This is a genomic window from Vibrio zhugei, assembly GCF_003716875.1.
Lineage (GTDB): Bacteria > Pseudomonadota > Gammaproteobacteria > Enterobacterales > Vibrionaceae > Vibrio > Vibrio zhugei.
Genome location: NZ_CP033077.1, coordinates 403,292 through 423,924 on the forward strand (window position 1 = coordinate 403,292; position 20,633 = coordinate 423,924).

Below are 20,633 nucleotides of genomic sequence, written 5' to 3' on the forward strand. Positions count from 1 at the left end.
TAACAATAAATCCATAAAATAGAATGGAGACTCTTTCATGAAACAAAAGACGCTGATCAGTGCACTGGGATTAACCCTCGCCCTGACACCACTTGCTGCGACTGCAGCGGTAGATAACGTGACTTACTTTGGCTATGCCAAATGGGGCAATATCTACACTGATAACGATGAACATAATGATGGAAAAGGCGAACGCAATGATGTCATTCGTGCCGGCCAAGGTTACGGTAACTACCGGTTGGGTAACGAAATGAATTGGTGGGAAGCGGGCGTCAAAGCCGATGTTTGGCAACAAAACGACGCCTATTTTGACACCACTCTTTACCTTGGCAGCGGTGAAAGCTGGGGGGATGTCAGCTTAATCCAAATGTGGTCAGCAGGTCATGGGCTCTTTGCAGGCCAAGAGGACGCTACCGTCTGGGCGGGTAAGCGTTTTTACCGCCGTCATGAAGTCCACATGATCGATATTAAATACTGGGATACCTCAAGTACCGGTATTGGTATTGAAAACTGGGATCTGGGTTTTGCCAAAGGCCATATCGCGTGGATGGCCCCCGATTCAAGCGCCGATGGACGCAGTCTCCATAATATCGACGCTCGTTTAAGCGACATCAAACTGAGCGAGCGCGCCGACCTGACGCTGGGTTTAAACTATGTGTTCACTCAAAACTCCAGTTATGAGGACAATAACATCACCACTTCTGGCGCGATGTTCTCTGCCCTTTATCGTCAAGCGTGGGACTACGGTTCAAACACTTTCGCTTTCCAATATGGTACCGACGCGCTTGCTGGTGGTTTGATGAGTGCCGAAGGTGGCTCGAATCGTAATTACAGTACTGGAGTTGAGCACGATGGCAACAGTTGGCGTATTTTCAACTCGGGCGATCTGAACGTGAGTGACGATTTTCAAGTGATGTATTCCATCGCTTACCAAGACAATCACCTTGATAATAATGAAGGTGAAAAATGGTTTAGCGTTGGCGCTCGTCCTCAATACAGCTGGACGGAATTCATCGCGACGGCACTTGAAGTCGGCTATGAATCGGTTGAAGCTCAAAATGGAGCGGGCACCAACGACATGTTTAAAGTGACCATGGCACAAATGTTCCAAGCAGGCAAAGGAGTCTGGGCGCGTCCCTCACTGCGTGTGTTCGTCACTTACTCAGAGAAAAGCGATGAGTGGAGCCGTGGCGGCGAAGTCTACGGTCACGCACAAGGCATGAGCACGAAAAACGTCGATGAAGTGACCTTTGGCTTTAATGTCGAAACCTGGTGGTAACCCACACTGAGCACTCTTTTTAAATACCATGGGGTGAATCGTCTGTTCACCCCATCAAGGATTACGCAGATGAAACTAAAATTGCTAGCAACACTCACCGTCACACTGTTTTTGGGCGCATGCAGTAGCGTGCCTGAGCACACCTTCAACACCGATTTTCAAGAGCCATCCTGCTGCGTGACATTAAACGCATTGCCACTCACATCCCTATCACTGCCCTTCCACCAGCAAATGGTAATGGATGCAAGCTTACCGAGTTTAAGCAGCGCCGTGTTATTTCCATCTTATAAAGGAGCCGCCCAACCGCTCCCCGTCATGAGCTACCAAATCACCTCTAAAGATCCTATCTCACTATTGGTTCGCTCTTACGTTAATAACGATGCATTATTTGCGGTGAATGTGCTCGTTTACGATCAGCATTGGCAACCTCTTTCCGAATACTCCGCCGACGATTTTACCTATCATACAACGGGGATGCGCGGCCATGAGCGTATTGAAAACGTCATGACTATCAACCCACAGCTTAATGGTGCGAAATATCTTATTATTACGGCCGACCCGACCCAGTTGGGCACTGAGCTAAGCCGCACGCCTCAAGAAAAAGTTTACGCAGAGTCGCAGCATGTCATCGGAAATAAACAGCTGCCGCTGACCGCGAAGTTCCAACCGTTTGGCGTGATCGATATCACCGCTAGCGCTTTACATAACAATGCGATATTGACACTACTCAATGAATTGAGCGCTCAAACTGGCGAAGGCAGCGTAACAGAAACAACACGCGCCGCCTCTCCGCAAGCGCAAGACCAATGGGAACTTTATCAATCTCAAATCGATTCAGCGCTCAAAGCGCAAGACTTCAAACAAGCGGCCAAGATTGCCAACCAAGCGGCGCAGCAAGGCTTTACTCAAGCAAAAGATTATTTAGTTAAACAATTGGCAAAATAGCGCCCCCAAAAAAACGCGCAGTACGCCATTGGACAATAGCAACGGGTCGTCAACCGGCATTTGAGTCGGTTGGCCCGTTGCGCTGCTTTTCATTCAGTGACAAGGCGAACGAGGCTCAACCAGCCTTTAACGTCAAACTAAGCGGCATAGCGGCCTTCTCACATCAAGTGGTTTAACACCTATCATTGATGATTAGGGAGTGTCGCGCGCAGAGTAAACATTGGAACGGTCTAACACGCAGCGGTGGTTAATGACGGTGTGTGATATCTTCAAAAATGTCACACGATAACTGGTAATTGTACTGCCTGGCTATTTTCTGCGAAAAAAACAGTTGCGGTAATTCATAAATGATGAGGAATACCACGATAAACAGTGCGCCGGAATGGCCGAGAATAAAGCCCACAATACTGATGGTGAGCAGAGTGAGCTCCAATGCAAATAACCCATATTTGCCCAAGTAACAGTGATGAAATCCCCCGAGAAAAAACCAATTCAACGCTGCATAGGTATCAGGATCTTTAAGCTGTTTTGACTGGCGATGGTAGAATTCTCTTTTTTGATTCTCATGCAACGCATTCACCTGTTTTCTCAAGTGTTCTTCCTTGTTTTCTAACTGTTCAATGGGTTCCAATAAACGCATTAGGGTACCTCATCGTGTATTTTTTCAATGAGGTCAGGTTGATTACAGCGTTTGATTCTTGCCAACCCCAATTTCCAGCCTTTTATTGCCCCGTATTTGACAATGCATTGTTTGGTGTATTCCGAGCAAGTAGGCTCAAAATTACAGTCAATATTGAGCAGTTTTTTTGAACCACCGCGCACTTGATAGCGATGGATCAGCGCCAAAGATAAGAACTTCAACACGTTAACGGCCCAGCGTCACAATCACCGCTTCTCGAACCCAAAACAGCATAAAGCGTTTTTTCTCAACGACCTGAAAGACAACCTGCCAGCCATCTTGTGCGTATCTGTTAAGCTCAGCTTCCATCTTTTGGAGCGGCAGACCACTCGCCCCTAATAAAATCGTTCCGCATCCGCCTTCCACAATCGGCACCACTTTATATTCTGTAAATTTTGTCATGATGATCTACCACTCATAGGAATAAAAACTTGATATTACAATGGCCAAACCAATGCATCAAGATGAATAACAACTGTCACAAATACGGTGGTATTGAGCCATCAAGTTCAAACCAGTCGCTTGAGCAATACAGACAATCACTGTCGTCCTCTAAGTGCATTGCCGAGTTTTATGCATTCTCTGTGCGTATCACCCAACGCCATTGATGAATGACCACAGACCGTTCTTGTGGTTTGGCACCATAATTACCTATTAAGATCTAAAAAACATCACTTCCAACAGACTTTAACCTACATAAAAGTGATATAAACCAAGCCTTTTTCATCTGATTTTTATACAATTTTCAGTATGATGCTACGACTCTAGAACCGAACAAGAATGGCTCGCAAGTACAATATGTTGTCTATTGGCTTGGTCTTACCGCTTCGTTCAGACGTTCAAATAGAGATGATTGACACGGTAGTGAATTTTGTATGCATCACTTTAGTTATCTCTCAATGACTCATTCACAAATATGGACACAAACATGAAAAGGAATTTGCTCTATTGCGCACTGTTATCAAGTTTGAGTGGCTTTTCTCAAGCTTCTGTTAATCAAGAACACCAAGGTTACTACTATTCCCCCGCATTACATGGCAATCAGTTAGTTTTCTCCTCAGAAGGCGACCTATGGCGGATGAAACTCAATGAAAAAAACGCTGAACGCCTAACCTCGCGAGTCGGTCATGAAGTCGGCACGATTATTTCTCCCGATGGTCAACAAATCGCTTTTGTCGCCAATTATACTAAAGGCGCGTCTGAAGCCTATATCATGCCAATCAATGGGGGCGTACCTAAGCAAGTCACGTTTGAAAATAGCTCGGTCTCACTCATGCAGTGGACCCAGAACAATCATCTCATTTACTCAACTCGCAATACCTCTGGGCCTGGCGGTTCCTATCACCTCAAAACCCTCAACCTTGATACTGGTATCAGCCAAGATATTCCCTTATATGGCGCCAATTCAGCGAGTCTTGATGAGAAAAACGGAGAATTGTATTTTAAACGTTTCGGACTCTCGACCAGTGGTGATAATGTTCATGCTTATCATGGTGGCGGGCAAGGAAGAATATGGAAATATAAGATGGGTAGCCATCATGAAGCGTCGTTGTTAACCCATGCTGACAGTGGCTCATCAAGTCACCCTATGTATTACCATGATAAAATTTATTATGTGTCGGATAAAAGCGGGAATAAAAACCTTTGGTCGATGGACACCGATGGCCGTCATCCCAAACAGCTGACTTTTTATAAGCAATGGCCCGTCTATTCACCCACATTAAGTGATGGCAAAATCGCCTTTCAATTAGGGGCGGATATTGTTATCTATACGATCAATGATACGGCAAGCTCATCCCCAAAAACCCGCACACTGCCTATCCATTTAATCTCGGATAAACCTTACGTACAAGAACGGTGGATAAAAAATCCAACCGACTACATCAGTAGTGCCCGTCTTTCTCATGAGGGTGAAAAAGCCGTCATTACGGCAAGAGGTAAAGTGGTGATTGCGGCAAGTGATGGCACTCGACTGGTCAAAATCACCACGCCCCCACACAGTCGCATCAAAAATGCGATTTTAAGTAAAAACAAACAATGGGTTTACGCGTTATGTGATGCCTCTGGAGAAGAACAAATTTGGCGCTTCTCAGCAGACGGTAGCGATACGATGAAACAAATCACCCATCAAGGGCACTCGATTCGCTGGAGTTTAGATGAGTCTCCAGATGGCAAATACTTATTAACTGATGATGTTAAAGGTCAACTCTGGCTCGTTAATGTCAAAACAGGCAAAATGAAAGTACTGCTTAAACACGGTCCCAATAGACAATCTTTTGGCGAGTACACATGGTCGAATGATAGCCGTTATGTCGCTATCGCAACGCAACTTGATACCGACCGCCACGCAACCGTCATCTTATACGATGTCACAACGGATAAGCATCAACGACTCATGTCTCCTCGTTATGATTCTTATTCACCGAGCTTTAGTCAGGATGGGCACTGGTTGTATTTCTTATCCGACCGTGCATTGAAAGTCACCTCGAATTCTCCTTGGGACCCTCGCTCTCCATCCCCCAGCATGGAAAACCAATCGGAAATATTTGCGTTGGCGTTAGAACCCAATTCACTCTTCCCATTTGAACCGATAGACGAATTACAGTTAGCCAAAAAAGGGCAAGAGAAACCGAAAAAATCCAACAAAACGCATTCTGATAATGAGACGGCCACGAAACCTCAAGCAGCACCTGCCACTCATATCGTCTGGAATGGCCTCAAGGATAGACTTTGGCAAGTGCCCGTTGCTGCAGGGCAGTATTCCAAAGTCATCAGCATCAAAAACGGCCTCATCCTTGAAGAGTGGAATAATGAAGGGGAAAGGCGCTTAATCAGCCTAAAATATACGCATAAAAAAGCGAAAATTAAGCCTTTGGTTGCTGATATTCAAGGGTTTGATATTTCCGACGATCATCGCCATCTGCTTATTCAATCCGGTGAAGAGTACTTCATCACGCCAGCAAAACTGTCACTGCCAAAAGACATGAGTGAATTTAAAGTCGACACCAAACACTGGGTGATGCAAATTAACCCTCGCGATGAATGGCGACAAATGCTTCACAATGCTTGGTTAATGCACCGTGATATGTTTTATGACCCAACAATGAAAGGCGTGGATTGGGAGCAAGTCAAAACGACGATGACCCCATATATCTCACGCGTGTCCGACCGTTATGAGTTAGGCATCTTACTTGCACAGATGGTCGGTGGACTCAATACCATGCATTCACAACTGATATTTGGATCTGATCTTCCGGCGTTGGAGCCCAAAGATACCGCGACCCCTTCATGCCTTGGTGCAACTCTCAAACACACTCAAGATGGCATCGAACTCGGTCATATCTATCGCTCGGATCCCGAAGTGCCAGATTTCGCCAGCCCACTAAATAAACCCGGCGTCGATGCGAAAGATGGCGATACGGTGGTTGCGATTAATCATGATGCTATCCATAGCCTAAAGGATGTCAATCAAGCACTGAATAACCAGGCAGGACAAAAAGTCTTATTGACGTTACGACGTGGGGAGAAAGAGCATTCAACCATAGTGACACCAACCAGTACGTCGCAATGTCGGCAACTCAATACCCAAGATTGGGCGGAACAAAATCGTAGAAAAGTCGCGAAGTTAAGCGACAACAAGATCGGGTATGTGTACCTACAAGCCATGGGGACTGAGGACTATGAAGTCTTTGCACGAGAGTTTTACGCGGATCTCGATAAAGAGGGACTCATTATTGATGTTCGGAATAATTACGGCGGTAATATCGATCCGTGGATCCTCAATGCACTGCTTAGAAAAGCTTGGATGTATTGGAAACCACGCCATGGTTCACCAGAAAGTGGCATGCAACAAGCATTTCGCGGCCATGTAACCGTCCTTGCCAATCAGCTCACCTATTCTGACGGCGAAACGTTTACAGCTGGCTTCAAAGCGTTAAACCTTGGTCCAGTCATTGGCCGTAGAACCTTTGGTGCCGGTGTATGGCTTGATGATGCCAATAGACTAACCGACGGGGGCAGTATTCGTGTCGCCGATATCCCGACCTATTCCGTCGCGACCGGAAAACAATTGGTAGAACAAAAAGGAGTATCACCGACCATAAAAGTGAGTAATCTTCCTTATGCCACGTTTATGGGACAGGATGCACAATTAGAAAAAGCCATCCACTATTTGCAAAATAAAGCAAAAACGGACCCGATTCTTCCCTTAGATCACCATCACCGTTCATAGTATTGAAATGGTTAAAAAAGGAGCCTTGTCTTGCACAAGGCTCTTTTATTACAGCCCATCTAAGTAAATTATTATGGGCGAATTTTACCCTATACTTATGTCGCCGATGGAGATTGTCCAATAAATAAACAACCCACTATATAATGCAAGGAAGCAATCATGACTTATACCGTAAAGCTATACCCGGATTTAGACAGCATGCATGACAACGCCGATCCAGTTTTTGGGATTTGTTTCTCTGGTGGTGGAACACGATCCATGTCATGTACACTGGGACAGATATCCGCCCTGAATACACTGCGCGACCCAGCCAATAACAACCAAAGTCTGATGGAGCGAGCTGATTTTATTTCATCAGTCTCTGGCGGGACATGGGGCTCTCTTCCGTATGTGTACTTACCCGAGAAGCCGCTGAGCGATGCGGATATATTAGTGTCACCACAGTCCCCAGAAGAGCTATATAAAGGGACTAAAAGCGATGATCATGCTGCAAACATGAATCATATGGCGAAAACCTGCTTGGGCACTGCTCCGGATAATTTCAGTAAGCTCAAAATCTACAGGTTTATAAAACTATGGATTGAAGATGCCGCCGAGCACGATTTGCCTTTATCTCAGTTGTGAACAGAGATCATCAGTCATTTTATTCTTGCTCCGTTTAAACTGTCGTCGCTTAACTATGAAACGGGCACCAACTTACCCGATAAATTCTACAGTGTATCCGCTGATTATGTAGAGAAACACATAACGCCCCAAAATCCAACGCTGAAGTGCAGCGACTTTTATTACCCTCGCCAAGGTCGACCAATACATATCGCGAACTACAATCTGATGCAAAGTATCGACAAGGCACCACAAATACCGGTACAAGCAACACCCGTCAATACGGGTATTGCTGGTCAAAGCCCAGACGGTAGCATCATAGGCGGTGGAGCCTGTGAAAGTTTTGGGTTCGCTAGCACGTTGATAGAAGGCACAAAACAGACTGCCACGGTGGATATCACTCGCCGCTATTCACTATGTGATACGGCAGCATGCTCAAGTGCGTTTTATGCTTATGATCTGCAAAAAATCGTGTTGGATTTTCTAGACAGTGCCGAGCAAGACTTCTTGCAACCTCAAGATGAAGATCGCTTAGTTAGAAAGTACGCGTTACGTCATCGCCACAACATTCCCAAAGTACAAAACAAACTCATTCAATTGAGAAAAAACCTTAATGACCAAGGCTACGCAGCACTAGTGCCACAATATTTGTACTGGCCATTGACTGCGGTTGGCTCAAACGAAAAAAGTCAAAATTATGGATTCAGTGATGGTGGAACCTTTGAAAATACTGGCTTGCTTGGCCTACTGGCGCAAACAACTGGTGATATCAAGGCCGTAGCCTTCATTAACTGTGAAATGCCCCTTTCATTGGCTGAGAACAATACCGTCATTGCCGATGATCAGCTCTCTCGTTTATTCGGATATAAGGGCTATAGCGAACTGAAAGGACGGTATCCCAGCTACAATGGCATGTCTCCTAGTGAGCCGATGAGTTATGCGCAACTCTTTTCCGATGAACAAGGTGAATTTGCTGATTTACTCTCACAACTCGCCAAGCATTCAAGTAAAGACAACCAATTAGGTCATAACATCGCTTGGGCTAAACAACAGCTTACGACAGTAACGAACCCCGTCGCCGCCATAACAGCTGGCAGAAACGTTGAAGTCATATGGGTATACAACACGCCCGTCGCTAGTTGGCAAAATCAAATTACAGATCCTGATTTAATCAAAGATCTCACGCAAAATCAGGACGGAGAATTGGAAAACTTCCCTAATTATTCGACCTTCTTTCAATTCCATCTGGATAATTACGCTGTCAATGTTTTAGCGCAGTTGAAAGCATGGGAAGTCAATGAGCTCTACGAAACGATAACTGACATGCTGGAAGGCAAATGACATAAGTAGGCTCCTAAGAAGCGCGCATCAGCACACCTCTTTAACCAGTGCGCTTGATTGAATGCTGCCGCTCCAAACGTTCTTTGTTTTGTTAAGTTGCGAGGTTTCTTAAATTGTTATACTCACTCTCAATGAAATTAAGCAACAAACGCGACAAAGCACAGAACGACTTTCGGTGTGAGTATATAAGTCAAAAAACTTGGATAACCAGAGTAGTTAAGCAGTGTGTAACACTACCATACTCTGACAACTCCACTTAATCGCTGGCTAGCTAATGAGACGAAGTATAAACCCGTTATCGCCGCGATAAGTTCAAGACCACGCTTTGCGACCATCACCATCTATGAGGCATGGAGAGTAAGAGACAGAAGCCCTCGCGATTTCACTTTAGCAATACGCTTATTTAGCAGTAAACGACCATTACTATGGCCTTTGAAAAAACGGGGCTCTCTCAAACTATTCGAACGATAAACCACTAACATTGTTAATAAAACCCTGACGGGCTGCAATGACGCTATCGCAAACTTCCAATGGTGTCTTGCTCATTTATCCACCATGTGAGGGTTTTAAAATAGCGCATAGAAACCGCATCTATGCCAAGGAATGACCGTTTACTTATGAGCGTTATCACTAGTCATCACTGGAAACCGTCACCGATAATTCCTCATTGCCCTCATCAAAGACAAAAAAGTTAATGGGCTTACAACATACTTGGCAGTCTTCGATATATTGCTGGTCAATATCGGCAGGATCCAATAATACATCGATAGGCTCGCCACAATACGGGCAATGGATGGTGGTTTCGGTTAATTGATACACAGTGCGCTCCTACTGGCTTCGTATTTATTGATAACGGGTAAGCCGTCGATGAGTCAAGGTTAAACCAGACACCATCGCAATCACAAATATCCATACATCTGGATTGCCCATCGTTAAACTGGCCATAGCCGGTCCCGGACAAATCCCCGCTAATCCCCAGCCAAGGCCAAAAATCACCGCACCGCTGATAAGCGTTCGATCAATGTGTGTATTGGTCGATAAACAGAATTCGTCACTATTGACTGGGGTGGTTCTAGGGAGAATTAACCAGCGATAACCGGGGATGAAAACCGCAAGTGCACCGCCCATCACAAAAATTAAGCGTGGATCCCAATCACCAAATACATCTAAAAAACCGAGTACAATTTGCGGGTTTGCCATACCTGAAATGGCCATACCCACACCAAACAATAAACCAGAAATCAACGCCACCAATGCAAAAGCTAGCTTATTCATTGTCCACTCCCTAATACATGAACGGTGCAAAATACGGTCACTGCAGCAACCAGCATAAAAATCAGTGTGGCGACGATTGAGCGAGGTGAAAAACGCCCCATCCCACAAATACCATGCCCGCTGGTACAACCATTACCTAAGCGTGTTCCGACTCCCACCAGCAGACCAGCGACGGCGTAGTACCACCCTGAGTGACCAGTAAAGGCCGTCGGCATTTCAGCCCAAGCACTTTGCGCCGCGAGCCAACCACCCGCGATAAGACCAAACAAAAAGAGATAACGCCAGAGCACATCCCCTTTCGTTGTCGAAATAGCACGTGTCACGATTCCGCTGATCCCGGCGACCTTACCGTTAAATAACAGTAATAATACGGCGGACATCCCCAATAACACGCCACCACCAAGCGAATACCAAGGTATCGTCATTACATACTCCTTAATCCCTTCACAAATAAGAAAGAAATCATACCGCCCACATTAATTAAGTGAAAGCTTAATTAGCATTTAATTGTATTGATAGCTAGTCAATATCGCATCATCACGGTCTGGTTCACGATTGGTGTTCAGACGCCCACCCTGCCTGTACGCTATCTCGCAATCCGTTCACCAGAAAGATACCAATGCTGGGCATCACGCGCATCCGAACCTGTCTCACTGTCATAATCGGTGACTTCGAATGTTTGCGCATCAACCCCTTCTAATACGTGCACCGCTTGATAGGCTTCAATGTAAAAGATGCGGTCTTGACTCTTGTAATAATTGCGGCCTAACGCGGTAAATTCTTGCGGCGTTGCGAGTGCAATACGATGACTGTCTGTACCATTAAGAAAGTACACCGCATCCTCATCACGGGCAACATACTCATCGAGCAACATAAAATGGATCGGATCCGCCTCTTCAAGAATGGGCGTAAGGCCATAATAAATGTGCTGACGATCTTTGGCATAAGAATGATCGAGAATTTCAAACGTCGCCGCGTCTGCCTGTTCGAGCCTCTGATGCTGGTAGAAAATGTGCTTGTCATCACCCGTCCCAGATGACGCCCAACTGGTATACTGTTTAAACGGCTGAAATGACTGAGGATCGGCCCCATTGATGACGGTACCTTGATAAATGACCGTATGATCCGTTAACCAATACAGGTTAGAGCCGAGCACTTTGCCTTCTACGTTCGTGATATCCACATTCGCCACCACGTTGCCTTGATAATACAAATGCTGATGATCTTTGGCGTACGATTGCGCGCTGTGAAGGTAACCGAATTCTTCGCGTTGAAAAGCATGAAAGCTGGCAGCATCGGCCTGCTTTATCGGGCGAGCATTATAGTACACCTGACCATCGACCACGCCGTAGCCTGAGTTAGGGATGCCTCGCATTACATTACTGACCATCGATGCATAACCAAACACGGTAAATATCAGCGCAAGAATCACCGCACTGATGATGGCCAATCGCCAGCTGTTGATACCATAGAACTCGGCCCCGAATAGTCCTAATAACAGGAACAGTATGACCGGGTAACTCATAAACAATAATCCACCGATCACAATACTTTTGTCGTTTTCGGAATCTGGCGCATCAAACATCATCGGCGACATCATTAAAATAAGGGGCCACCAGCAAAGTGCGAACGTGACGATAATATTAATAGCAAGTTTCATGGTATTCCTTGTGAGTGCGATCCCTCGATCGCTCAAAGTTATGCAGGACCTTACGGCTGTCGTTTCAAATTATAATACGTTTCTTGCTGCAATAGTGGTTAAACTCATGCAAAGGTACTGGCTATAGCGTTGCTCTTGGCATGTTATCTCCCCTAGTAAATGATAAAACAGGGAGTCAGTTACAAGGTGTCGCAATCGCGGCTCATGAACAATCCCAATTCGTGGTCACTGTCAGGCTGCGCACTCATAAGCAATTCAATAGACAAAATAACGGACTAACGAAAAACACCCCATAGAACGGAGCGTTACAATGAAGAAAAAAGTCATATTATACACAGAGATTCCAGATCAAGAACGTCAACGCTTAGAGGACGAATTCGACGTTACTTTCTTCAATGGCATCAATGAAACCAATCAAGACACGTTTCTCACCGCCCTTTCAACAGCAGAAGGCTTGATTGGCTCTAGTGTCAAGATGACGCCTGAGTGGCTCGATCATGCGCCGAAACTGAAAGCCGCCTCAACCATTTCCGTTGGTACGGATCACTATGATTTACGCTACCTTGCCAAGCGCAATATTCCTTTGATGCACACACCGAGCGTGCTGGACGAAACCACCGCAGACACACTATTCATGCTGCTTATGTGTACCGCGCGCCGAGCCATTGAATTATCCAATATGGTGCGCGCAGGGAACTGGCACCAACCCATAGGCAAAGAATATTATGGTACTGATGTCCACGGCAAAACGCTGGGGATAATCGGCATGGGACGCATTGGCTATGCCATTGCCAAACGTGGGCATTTTGGCTTCAATATGACCATTCAATACAGTAACCGCCACCGTAAGCCGGACGCAGAACACACCCTAAACGCAACGTATACGGATCTGGACACTCTGCTGAAAACATCGGACTTTGTCTGTGTGATGACGCCGTTAACCGAGCAAACACAGCGATTAATCGGTGCAAGAGAATTCGCCATGATGAAAGATACTGCCATTTTCATCAACGGCTCGCGCGGTCAGGTTATTGACGAAGCGGCTCTGATCGAGGCGCTGCGCACAGGCTCGATTCGTGCTGCGGGTTTGGATGTCTTCGAAGTAGAACCCCTACCCGGTGATTCGCCGCTATGCACACTCGATAATGCCGTCTTGTTTCCGCATATTGGTTCCGCCACTGCCGAGACTCGTCTCGCGATGGTATCCTGTGCAGTAGACAATCTTATCTGTGCTCTGAACGGCGATATTTCAAAAAACTGCGCCAACCAACATGTATTCAATAAAAATGGGTAGCCTTGGCTACCCATTTTCAATCGATGTTGCGTGGTTCTGGTTTAACTTTTCAATTTGCTTAATTGATTGTCCAATTCATCCAATTGCTGGGTGACCTGCTCACTACTGTCATTGGTTTGATGAGCAAACTGTGCCAATATCTCCGCGGCATCTTCAATTTTTCTGAGCATGCCTGTGATATCAACACTCACTTGGCTTTGCTCTTCAGCGGCTGAAGCGACTTGTTGGATATGATCATTGATGAGGTCAATGTCATTCACGATAGAAGAAAGACTGGTATTCACCTCTTCCGTGGACTGAACCGATAACGCCACTTTTTCGCCACTGTCGGCAATACTGCTGACCGCAACTTTGACTTCTTGTTGTAGATTATTAATTAATTTATCAATTTCCTCAGTGGAATTTTGCGTTTTAGACGCGAGACTGCGTACTTCGTCAGCCACCACCGCAAAACCTCGACCTTGCTCTCCCGCACGAGCCGCTTCAATGGCTGCATTGAGTGCCAATAAGTTAGTCTGTTCTGCAACACTACGAATCACTTCAAGAATTTGGTTAATATCATCAGAACGAGCAGAGACTTTATCAATCGAGTCTTTGGCACTTTCCATACTACTGCTAAGTTCTTGCACCGTATTGGTTGACGTCACGATACTACTTTGAGATTGACGAACGGTACCATTCATCAATTTCATTTTTTCTGCTAACTCGGCTGTAATTTGAGCCACTTCATGGGCGGCTTTCGACATTTCTTGAGTCGACACCACCACGTTGGCGAGCTCTGCTTTTTGTTGTGCGGTCTCTTCTAATGAACTATGGCTAGCATCCACGTTCTTACCAGAAGATTCACGAACCCGAATACCAATCGATTTAAGCGAATTCACCATATCGCGTAGCTTTTGTAAAAACACATTAAAGCCAGCACTTAATTCATTTAACTCCGCATGCGCGTTCAGGTTAAGTGTCTGAGTTAGGTCACCATCATTGCCCGATAACTGACCAACTTGTTCATTGAGTAATTGCAGTGGACGAATAATCGAACGCACGATTAATAACATGAGCAACGTCGCGACAATGGATACAACTACAGCGAGCGTCAACTGTTCAATAAGGGCTCGTTGCTTGACGTTTTCCATCAGATCCAATTTCGCGTCTAACTTAGCCATGGCAACCGATATCGGTAGGCTAATCAAGAAGTTCCACTGGGTGCTGGTCTTGCCAAGACTCAAGGGCTGAGCAACCATCAATTGACCGTTTTGCTCCATGACCCCACCTTTATTGGCTAAATCTAGCAAGGCTTGACCATTCTCAGTATCCACCGTTTTAAAAGGCTTACCTAAGCTCCCAGTGTATTGACTCGATGCGACGATCAGGCCTTTTTTACTGATGATCGTCACTGACCCTTGCCCATCATATAGCCCTTTGGACAATTCATTGGCAAACTCTTGCATCACTGGTAAGTCTATGTCAGCACCAACAATGCCTTTGAACACTCCGGACTTGATAATAGGCACGGTCAGGCTCGTCATCAACATTTGGCTGCCATTCGGTAAATCAAATAAGTAAGGTTCCACAATACACGCTTTCTTGGTTTCTTTGGGGCATAAATACCACTCGGAAATACGTTGTCCGTGATCGTCTTTCTCAGAGATGTATTTAATTTTTGCACTTTCAATCGGGTAGTAAGTGGTGTCACCCTTTTCGTTTAAGGCCACTGTCACGGCGAAAGAACCGTCATCTTGGGCACTCACATTGGTCTCTTTACCGGCGTATTCACTGTCGTTATTATCAAAAGCATTGGGCTCAAAAAAGGTATATAAGACACTGCTATGCGGAGCCATTTTCTTTGCCGACTCGATCAAACGTGAGATTTGCTCTCTCGACAAAGGGTTCGATAACGTTAAATTATCCGACAGTTGAGCGGCAACCACTTTCGCGACATCTAGGTTTTGCTCAACATACGCTTGGATTTGTTCGCCAGCAATACGAGTATTGAGCTCAAGCTTTGATATCGCTGATTCTTTAAGATCAGCTGCAGCATCATGCTTCAGTTGGTCACTCAAAGAAGAGATCTTGGAATAGGTCTGCCATGTAAATAACAAAGAAATAAATAAGATAGATCCGATACTAATAAGCAGTAATTTGTTCTTCAGAGAGACTCTCGACATAATATACCTTCAAATTTTGTAAAGTGCGTCTTAACCCTTATGTTAGTTAAGCACAAATTTGCGCGTTGTGACTTATTTATAATTGTATCTAAAAGATACGAGATCTTTTTTCATCGTCGTTTCGTAGGGTTTGAAAGCCACATATCGGCGTTGTTTCTTACCCATGATTTCATGGCTATCATCGCGTCCAGCCCGTCATCGATAAAACCATGCAAAAACCATTCCTAGAAATCAAACACTTAGTCTTGACCTTCCTCTAGGGGGAAGGTGTAGAGTCTCTCAACCGTCATCAACAATGGGGCAAATAAAATGGGGTGTTGTAATCAATCACCAAAAGGTGGGGCGCCACTGGGCGTATTTTTGAAGGTGGTGCTAGGCCTCGGTGTGCTGATTTTTTTACTGGCACTGTGGCACTAATCATCATGACACTCGCCCGTCGTTGGCACGATCCTCCTAGCATCGTGCCAACGGCGCGCTTTATTGATGCGACGGGCCCTTCGCTTTATTGACCGAACGGAAAAATTGCGTCATATCTTGCAGTGCCGTTGCACTGCCCGGATAAAACCAAATCTGGTTCGCTAAAATATCGACATGCCCGACCCCTGGGTATATTTTACTCTCGACGGGCACACCTTTTTGATGGCACGTCGCGACCAGTGCATCGAGGTTACTACGCGCGACTTCCTCATCATCGCTTCCCCAAAGCAATAACATCGGTGGTTCACTACCATCGATAAACGTAGTCACTTGCATTTGTGAATAACGTTCTGGCGGCGCAAACATCTTTTTTAAATCATTAGCTTGTGGCACAAAATCATAAGGGCCAGCTAAACCAACGAAGGCTTTGATCAGGCTTCGGTCTTTTCCAACCGCATTTAGATACCGCTCATCGGCCGTCAGCAATGCACCGATATGCGCCCCAGCAGAGTGACCAGCCACAAAGATTCGATGAGGATCCCCACCATAGGCTTGAATATGCTCATCGACCCAAGCTAACGCTTTCGCCCCATCTTGCACAAACACAGGAAAACGCACTTGCGGATATTTGCGATAATCGGCGATCACCGTAACAAAGCCTTGGTTGGCGAGCTTGTTACCAATAAACGCGTACATGTCTTTTGAGCCAGACTCCCAGCGCCCACCATAAAAAAACACGATCACGGGTTTTGAGGTATCTTTCTGCTTTGCTGGCTCATACACATCCAGTTTTTGCAGAGGATCATCACCAAACGCAATATTTTTCACGATGGTGTTGTGACTCCATTTCGCAGGAATATTGGCGACCTCTAGCCCCAATGTTGTGCAAGCGGATAATAAGAGACTGCCCATCGCAATAAAAAGTGATTTCATACTGTTTCCGCCCTAACCAATAAATACATTGTCATCAACACTCTGATCTTTCCTAGGTTGCTAGCGATAAGCAACCAGATAAGCCACTATAAATCATTGTGCTCATGACACCAATGTTCGTACCAGCAAAGTGGGCAAAAACGACCATCGCTGTTTGGCTCTCGATCCTCTATGCTTAGATGAAAACATGCATGGAATATTGGCCTATGAAGATACTGATCATTGGTGGAACAGGCGGAATTGGCCGCGCTATCATCGAATACTGCCTGAGCAATGACGAACATACCACTGTGTATGCCACCTATCATTGCACACCGCCCTCAATCGACCATGAGCGTGTCACTTGGTATAAAACCGATGTCAGCTCAGAAGCGGATGTGTTTGCGTTATCACTGCGCCTCACTAAGTTCGACCTACTGATTAATGCGGTTGGAACCTTACATTCGCCCGATCACAGGCCAGAGAAATCCATTAATGAGTTTGACCTCGATTTTTTTCAACACAACTTCAACGCGAATACTGTCCCGACGCTGTTATTAAGCAAACATTTTGCCCTTCATCTTAAAGCGAAATACCCCACTTATTTCATTGCGCTTTCTGCCAGAATTGGCAGTATCGAGGATAATCGTATCGGTGGCTGGGTCAGTTATCGCTGTTCAAAAGCGGCCTTAAACATGGCCATTAAAACAATCAGTGTGGAATGGAAAGTCAAACAACCCAACTGTTGTATTATCGCGTTTCACCCAGGTACCACCGATACCGAATTATCCAAACCATTTCAAAAGAATGTCGCACCACAGCAACTGTTTTCGCCCCGCTATGTCGCTCACTGTTTATTAGATGTGATACACAATCTCACACCCGAGAACACCGGTCGCTTTTACAGTTACAGCGGTGAAGAGATCCCTTGGTAAAGGAAGCGCTTATTGGCATACCTCGGTGTGACGCTATCGTATTCAGTTACGTATTAGGCTCGGCCTCGAGAACACGTTGATTCTGCCGAATATGAGTGAGGTGTTGCTCGTAAAAAGGCTGGCTCGCAGCACCATGCTGTATGGCTTTTTTATAGATGGAAGCGACGAATATATCCGCCAAACTGAATGCTTGCCCAATCGCATAATTCGATTGAAGACAGATCGTGGGACGTAAGATGTCAAGGCAGCGTAGGATCCACGCGCCACGCAATTCACGCTTGGATACCTCATCGAGTTCTGGACGTAAAAACCCCAAGACCGTGCGGTTTTGCGGCGCATGAATACTGGAATTAACATATTCACAGACGCGGCGGATGGCTGTTTTTTCATTGAGGTCTTGCCCCAAGAGTGAAGAGGAAGGAAACCGTTCTTCAAGATACTCAAGAATGGCCATGGATTCAGAAAATACCGTGCCATCAACAGACAGTGATGGCACGTAACCGTACGGATTAATCTCTCGATAGGTCGTGGACAGTTCTGCGGATGTGACCCCAATTCTTTGGTAAGCAATGCGCTTAAAATTCAGCGCCCACTCTACCCGCTCAGAGCTATTCGAGCCTTTTGCGCTATACAAAATAATATCCATATCATCTCAACTTAGTAATGGTGGCTGAAACACCGCTCCTACAGACACTAGCATTCCTGCCACCATAAAACTGAGATCAGACTCTGACACTCGCGAACGTAGCCGGCACCATTACATCATCGCCGTCTCTCTTGCACAGGGACGCTGTCACGGTGCGGTATTGGCTTTGTCACACGATGAGATAGCCAGTATGACCTATCTTGCAATAGGCCTTATCCGTTGTCCGTTAGCTCCGTCAGCGCGTCTTTGTCTTTACGCGGAAGATTCAATAGCGTAATACCCAACAGAATAAGGGCGATAGACACCAGCATATCTAATCTCACTGTCTCTCCCAACAACATAACAGCAAACCCAATGCCGAAAAGAGGCACGAGGAAATTGCTATAAGACAAATACACCGCATTCGTTCCTTGCGCTAAAAGCAACATCAGCAAAAAGGCGATTGCTGTACAGAACACAGCTAAGTAGACAACGCCTGACAGCACCGGTAGTGAGGAGGTTTGGAGCAAAGATAAGTGCTGATAATTAAGCGGTAGTAGCAGGATCACCATGATCATCAATGCTGCCGTACTGATAGAAAGCCCCGAGTAATTACGTGCATACTCGGCAACCACATTCACCACAGCAAACATAAATGCCGCACCGATAATACAGGCCACTCCAAAAACGTCCGCGGTAATTTTCAAGCTTTGATAGCTCATCACAACAATCCCCGACAAGCCAAAACCCAGTGATACCAACTGATACAGCTGTGGTTTTTTCAACTCTCGGCCCGGAATCAAGTAAGGAAGCAAAAAAGTAAAAAATGGCGAGCTAGCAATTAAAATGGAAGAGAATCCTGCAGTGACGGTTTGCTGACCATTCGCAATCAAGTACTGCGCTAAGAAATCACCGGAAACACCCAACAAAGCGGCTAATACCCAGAATTTTATATCAGTGGAAAATCGGTCTTTCTTCCAGAACATACACACAAGTAGGACGAAAAAGCCGATAAAAATACGGAAAAATGTGATGGATTCCGCGGACATATCATGATTGATTAAATACTTGATCACAGGAAACTGGGATCCCCATAACGCAGAGATCAACAACAGAATAAAAATAGCAAATGACTTATTCATAGTAAGTAACTTAACTCCTCTAAATTTCAAATGAGAGCACTTATCCGCGACAACGAAAGCTTGGCGAGCTCCATCACCCTCATCAATCTGGGTGTGATTCCTCGCGAAGGTAGCGGCTGGTTGTTACCGCGATAAACGGCAATTCCCAACATGTCGGGTCGAACAAGTGAATCGTTTTTATGATTGTTACGCTTTCTCAGCGATCAAATGCCCATCATTACAAAGGGCAAAGCGATACGACATCGCGAGCCAATGCAAGCTGGATTGGACCGTTGATAAGAAAGGTAATAGTTAGGCATACAATACTGTTAGGGAGATGATTTTATCGCTCTCACGCTGCCGTCGCACTTTATGAAGCACAAAGTGGACAAGCGTATTTCACCGTTCAAGAACCGAGAAAGTCAGGTTTGCGACTCACACGTCTTATTTCGGAGGATGCGAGCGGGATTGTATACCAAAGCGTAGCCAAAGTTAATACCACCATACTTTACCGTGGCGCGATAGAGAAAAAGAAAACAAGACAAGTGTCGACGAATGGAGCATCACTAGGAGGGAGAAAGCAGTCTATATCAGTAAACGGGTTCGCGTTGCAGAGTAGCGCCAAAGTCAATCTATGACGCTACTCCACGAATATTACACTAATGGATTAAAACCAAGGCTTATGGCCGACCACGTAGGTTTGTTCAAACTCTTCATCGGATTTGACTAAATAAAGAACAAACTCAACAAAGGCGATAATTCCAATAATCATAGATGGAATGCCGAGTAAGATAAACCCGAATAAAAACAGCAATAGCATAATAACGCCTTGCTTGGTGTAACCTAAATAAAATTTATGTGCACCAAATGCGCCAAGGAAGAAAGCAAATAAAGCGGCAGCGATTTTCTTTGATCCCGCTTGCGAGAGACCTGCACTCGCACTTGCATCCACATAGATTGCACTTGCCTGTTGTTCTACTGCTGAAAAATCCACTTTAGTACCGGCTTTCGGTAATGTTGCCGCTTTCCATTCTTGAATATCGAAATTGTATCGTTGCCCATCATCACCAGAAATAATGCCAACTCGATCTACATCATTATAATCGAGAATTGTACCTTTCATATTTACCTCGCCTTTTTTATTTATTTAA

General features: G+C 45.4%; 19 protein-coding genes. 7 read left to right on the top strand and 12 right to left on the bottom strand.

From position 1 onward, the window contains the following. Positions 1-37 precede the first annotated feature (37 nt). Entirely contained in the window at positions 38-1,279 is a 1,242-nt protein-coding gene (locus EAE30_RS01920; RefSeq protein ID WP_123014416.1) for a carbohydrate porin, read from the top strand. 69 nt (positions 1,280-1,348) lie between these two features. After that, a complete protein-coding gene (locus EAE30_RS01925) occupies positions 1,349-2,224 on the top strand; it encodes a MalM family protein (RefSeq protein ID WP_123014417.1) in 876 nt (291 codons plus the stop codon). A 247-nt stretch (positions 2,225-2,471) separates the two neighbouring features. Here EAE30_RS01925 and EAE30_RS01930 read toward each other — a convergent pair whose 3' ends face one another. The 3 genes from EAE30_RS01930 to EAE30_RS01940 are packed head-to-tail and all read right to left on the bottom strand — an operon-like array spanning position 2,472 to position 3,305. Then, complete coding sequence (locus tag EAE30_RS01930; RefSeq protein WP_123014418.1) at positions 2,472-2,864, bottom strand: hypothetical protein; 393 nt, start codon at positions 2,862-2,864, stop codon at positions 2,472-2,474. Beyond that, on the bottom strand, positions 2,864-3,088 hold the full coding sequence (gene yidD, locus EAE30_RS01935; protein ID WP_123014419.1) for a membrane protein insertion efficiency factor YidD: 225 nt from the start codon (positions 3,086-3,088) through the stop codon (positions 2,864-2,866). Before yidD ends, EAE30_RS01930 begins: the two co-directional genes overlap by 1 nt. 1 nt (position 3,089) lies before the next feature. Next, positions 3,090-3,305 carry a DUF4177 domain-containing protein gene (locus EAE30_RS01940; protein WP_123014420.1) on the bottom strand — a complete coding sequence of 72 codons (216 nt, stop codon included), beginning with the start codon at positions 3,303-3,305 and terminating at the stop codon, positions 3,090-3,092. Positions 3,306-3,831: 526 nt separating this feature from the next. Here EAE30_RS01940 and EAE30_RS01945 point away from each other — a divergent pair. The 3 genes from EAE30_RS01945 to EAE30_RS01955 all read left to right on the top strand — a co-directional run bounded on the left by EAE30_RS01945 (position 3,832) and on the right by EAE30_RS01955 (position 9,078). Continuing rightward, complete coding sequence (locus EAE30_RS01945; protein WP_164711769.1) at positions 3,832-7,134, top strand: S41 family peptidase; 3,303 nt, start codon at positions 3,832-3,834, stop codon at positions 7,132-7,134. Positions 7,135-7,293: 159 nt separating this feature from the next. After that, positions 7,294-7,758 (top strand): hypothetical protein, encoded by a 465-nt coding sequence (locus EAE30_RS01950; protein ID WP_123014422.1) that lies wholly within the window; start codon positions 7,294-7,296, stop codon positions 7,756-7,758. A 207-nt stretch (positions 7,759-7,965) separates the two neighbouring features. Further along, positions 7,966-9,078: a hypothetical protein gene (locus EAE30_RS01955; RefSeq protein ID WP_123014423.1), complete on the top strand. Its 1,113-nt coding sequence runs from the start codon at positions 7,966-7,968 to the stop codon at positions 9,076-9,078. 630 nt (positions 9,079-9,708) lie between these two features. Here EAE30_RS01955 and EAE30_RS01960 read toward each other — a convergent pair. From EAE30_RS01960 to EAE30_RS01975, 4 genes are all read right to left on the bottom strand, one after another. After that, positions 9,709-9,897 (bottom strand): CPXCG motif-containing cysteine-rich protein, encoded by a 189-nt coding sequence (locus EAE30_RS01960; RefSeq protein WP_123014424.1) that lies wholly within the window; start codon positions 9,895-9,897, stop codon positions 9,709-9,711. 24 nt (positions 9,898-9,921) lie between these two features. Then, positions 9,922-10,353, bottom strand: coding sequence for a YeeE/YedE family protein (locus EAE30_RS01965; protein WP_123014425.1), 432 nt, complete (start codon positions 10,351-10,353; stop codon positions 9,922-9,924). Then, on the bottom strand, positions 10,350-10,793 hold the full coding sequence (locus EAE30_RS01970) for a YeeE/YedE family protein (protein ID WP_390258188.1): 444 nt from the start codon (positions 10,791-10,793) through the stop codon (positions 10,350-10,352). The genes EAE30_RS01965 and EAE30_RS01970 overlap by 4 nt, the downstream gene beginning before the upstream one ends. 146 nt (positions 10,794-10,939) lie before the next feature. After that, a complete protein-coding gene (locus tag EAE30_RS01975) occupies positions 10,940-12,013 on the bottom strand; it encodes a DKNYY domain-containing protein (protein ID WP_123014427.1) in 1,074 nt (357 codons plus the stop codon). 310 nt (positions 12,014-12,323) lie between these two features. Between EAE30_RS01975 and EAE30_RS01980 the strand changes: the two genes are divergently transcribed. Next, positions 12,324-13,307: an NAD(P)-dependent oxidoreductase gene (locus EAE30_RS01980; protein ID WP_123014428.1), complete on the top strand. Its 984-nt coding sequence runs from the start codon at positions 12,324-12,326 to the stop codon at positions 13,305-13,307. Positions 13,308-13,348: 41 nt separating this feature from the next. Here EAE30_RS01980 and EAE30_RS01985 read toward each other — a convergent pair whose 3' ends face one another. Next, complete coding sequence (locus EAE30_RS01985) at positions 13,349-15,472, bottom strand: methyl-accepting chemotaxis protein (protein ID WP_123014429.1); 2,124 nt, start codon at positions 15,470-15,472, stop codon at positions 13,349-13,351. Positions 15,473-15,949: 477 nt separating this feature from the next. Then, entirely contained in the window at positions 15,950-16,822 is an 873-nt protein-coding gene (locus tag EAE30_RS01990; protein ID WP_123014430.1) for an alpha/beta hydrolase, read from the bottom strand. Between the two features lie 206 nt (positions 16,823-17,028). On the opposite strand from EAE30_RS01990, the gene EAE30_RS01995 reads away from it, so the two are divergent. Next, positions 17,029-17,736, top strand: coding sequence for an SDR family NAD(P)-dependent oxidoreductase (locus tag EAE30_RS01995; RefSeq protein ID WP_123014431.1), 708 nt, complete (start codon positions 17,029-17,031; stop codon positions 17,734-17,736). Positions 17,737-17,782: 46 nt separating this feature from the next. Here EAE30_RS01995 and EAE30_RS02000 read toward each other — a convergent pair whose 3' ends face one another. The 3 genes from EAE30_RS02000 to EAE30_RS02010 form a co-directional block, all read right to left on the bottom strand. Next, positions 17,783-18,382 (bottom strand): glutathione S-transferase family protein, encoded by a 600-nt coding sequence (locus EAE30_RS02000; RefSeq protein ID WP_123014432.1) that lies wholly within the window; start codon positions 18,380-18,382, stop codon positions 17,783-17,785. Between the two features lie 212 nt (positions 18,383-18,594). Continuing rightward, positions 18,595-19,503 carry a DMT family transporter gene (locus tag EAE30_RS02005; RefSeq protein WP_123014433.1) on the bottom strand — a complete coding sequence of 303 codons (909 nt, stop codon included), beginning with the start codon at positions 19,501-19,503 and terminating at the stop codon, positions 18,595-18,597. A gap of 646 nt (positions 19,504-20,149) precedes the next feature. Continuing rightward, positions 20,150-20,605: a TM2 domain-containing protein gene (locus EAE30_RS02010; RefSeq protein WP_123014434.1), complete on the bottom strand. Its 456-nt coding sequence runs from the start codon at positions 20,603-20,605 to the stop codon at positions 20,150-20,152. Positions 20,606-20,633: the final 28 nt, after the last annotated feature.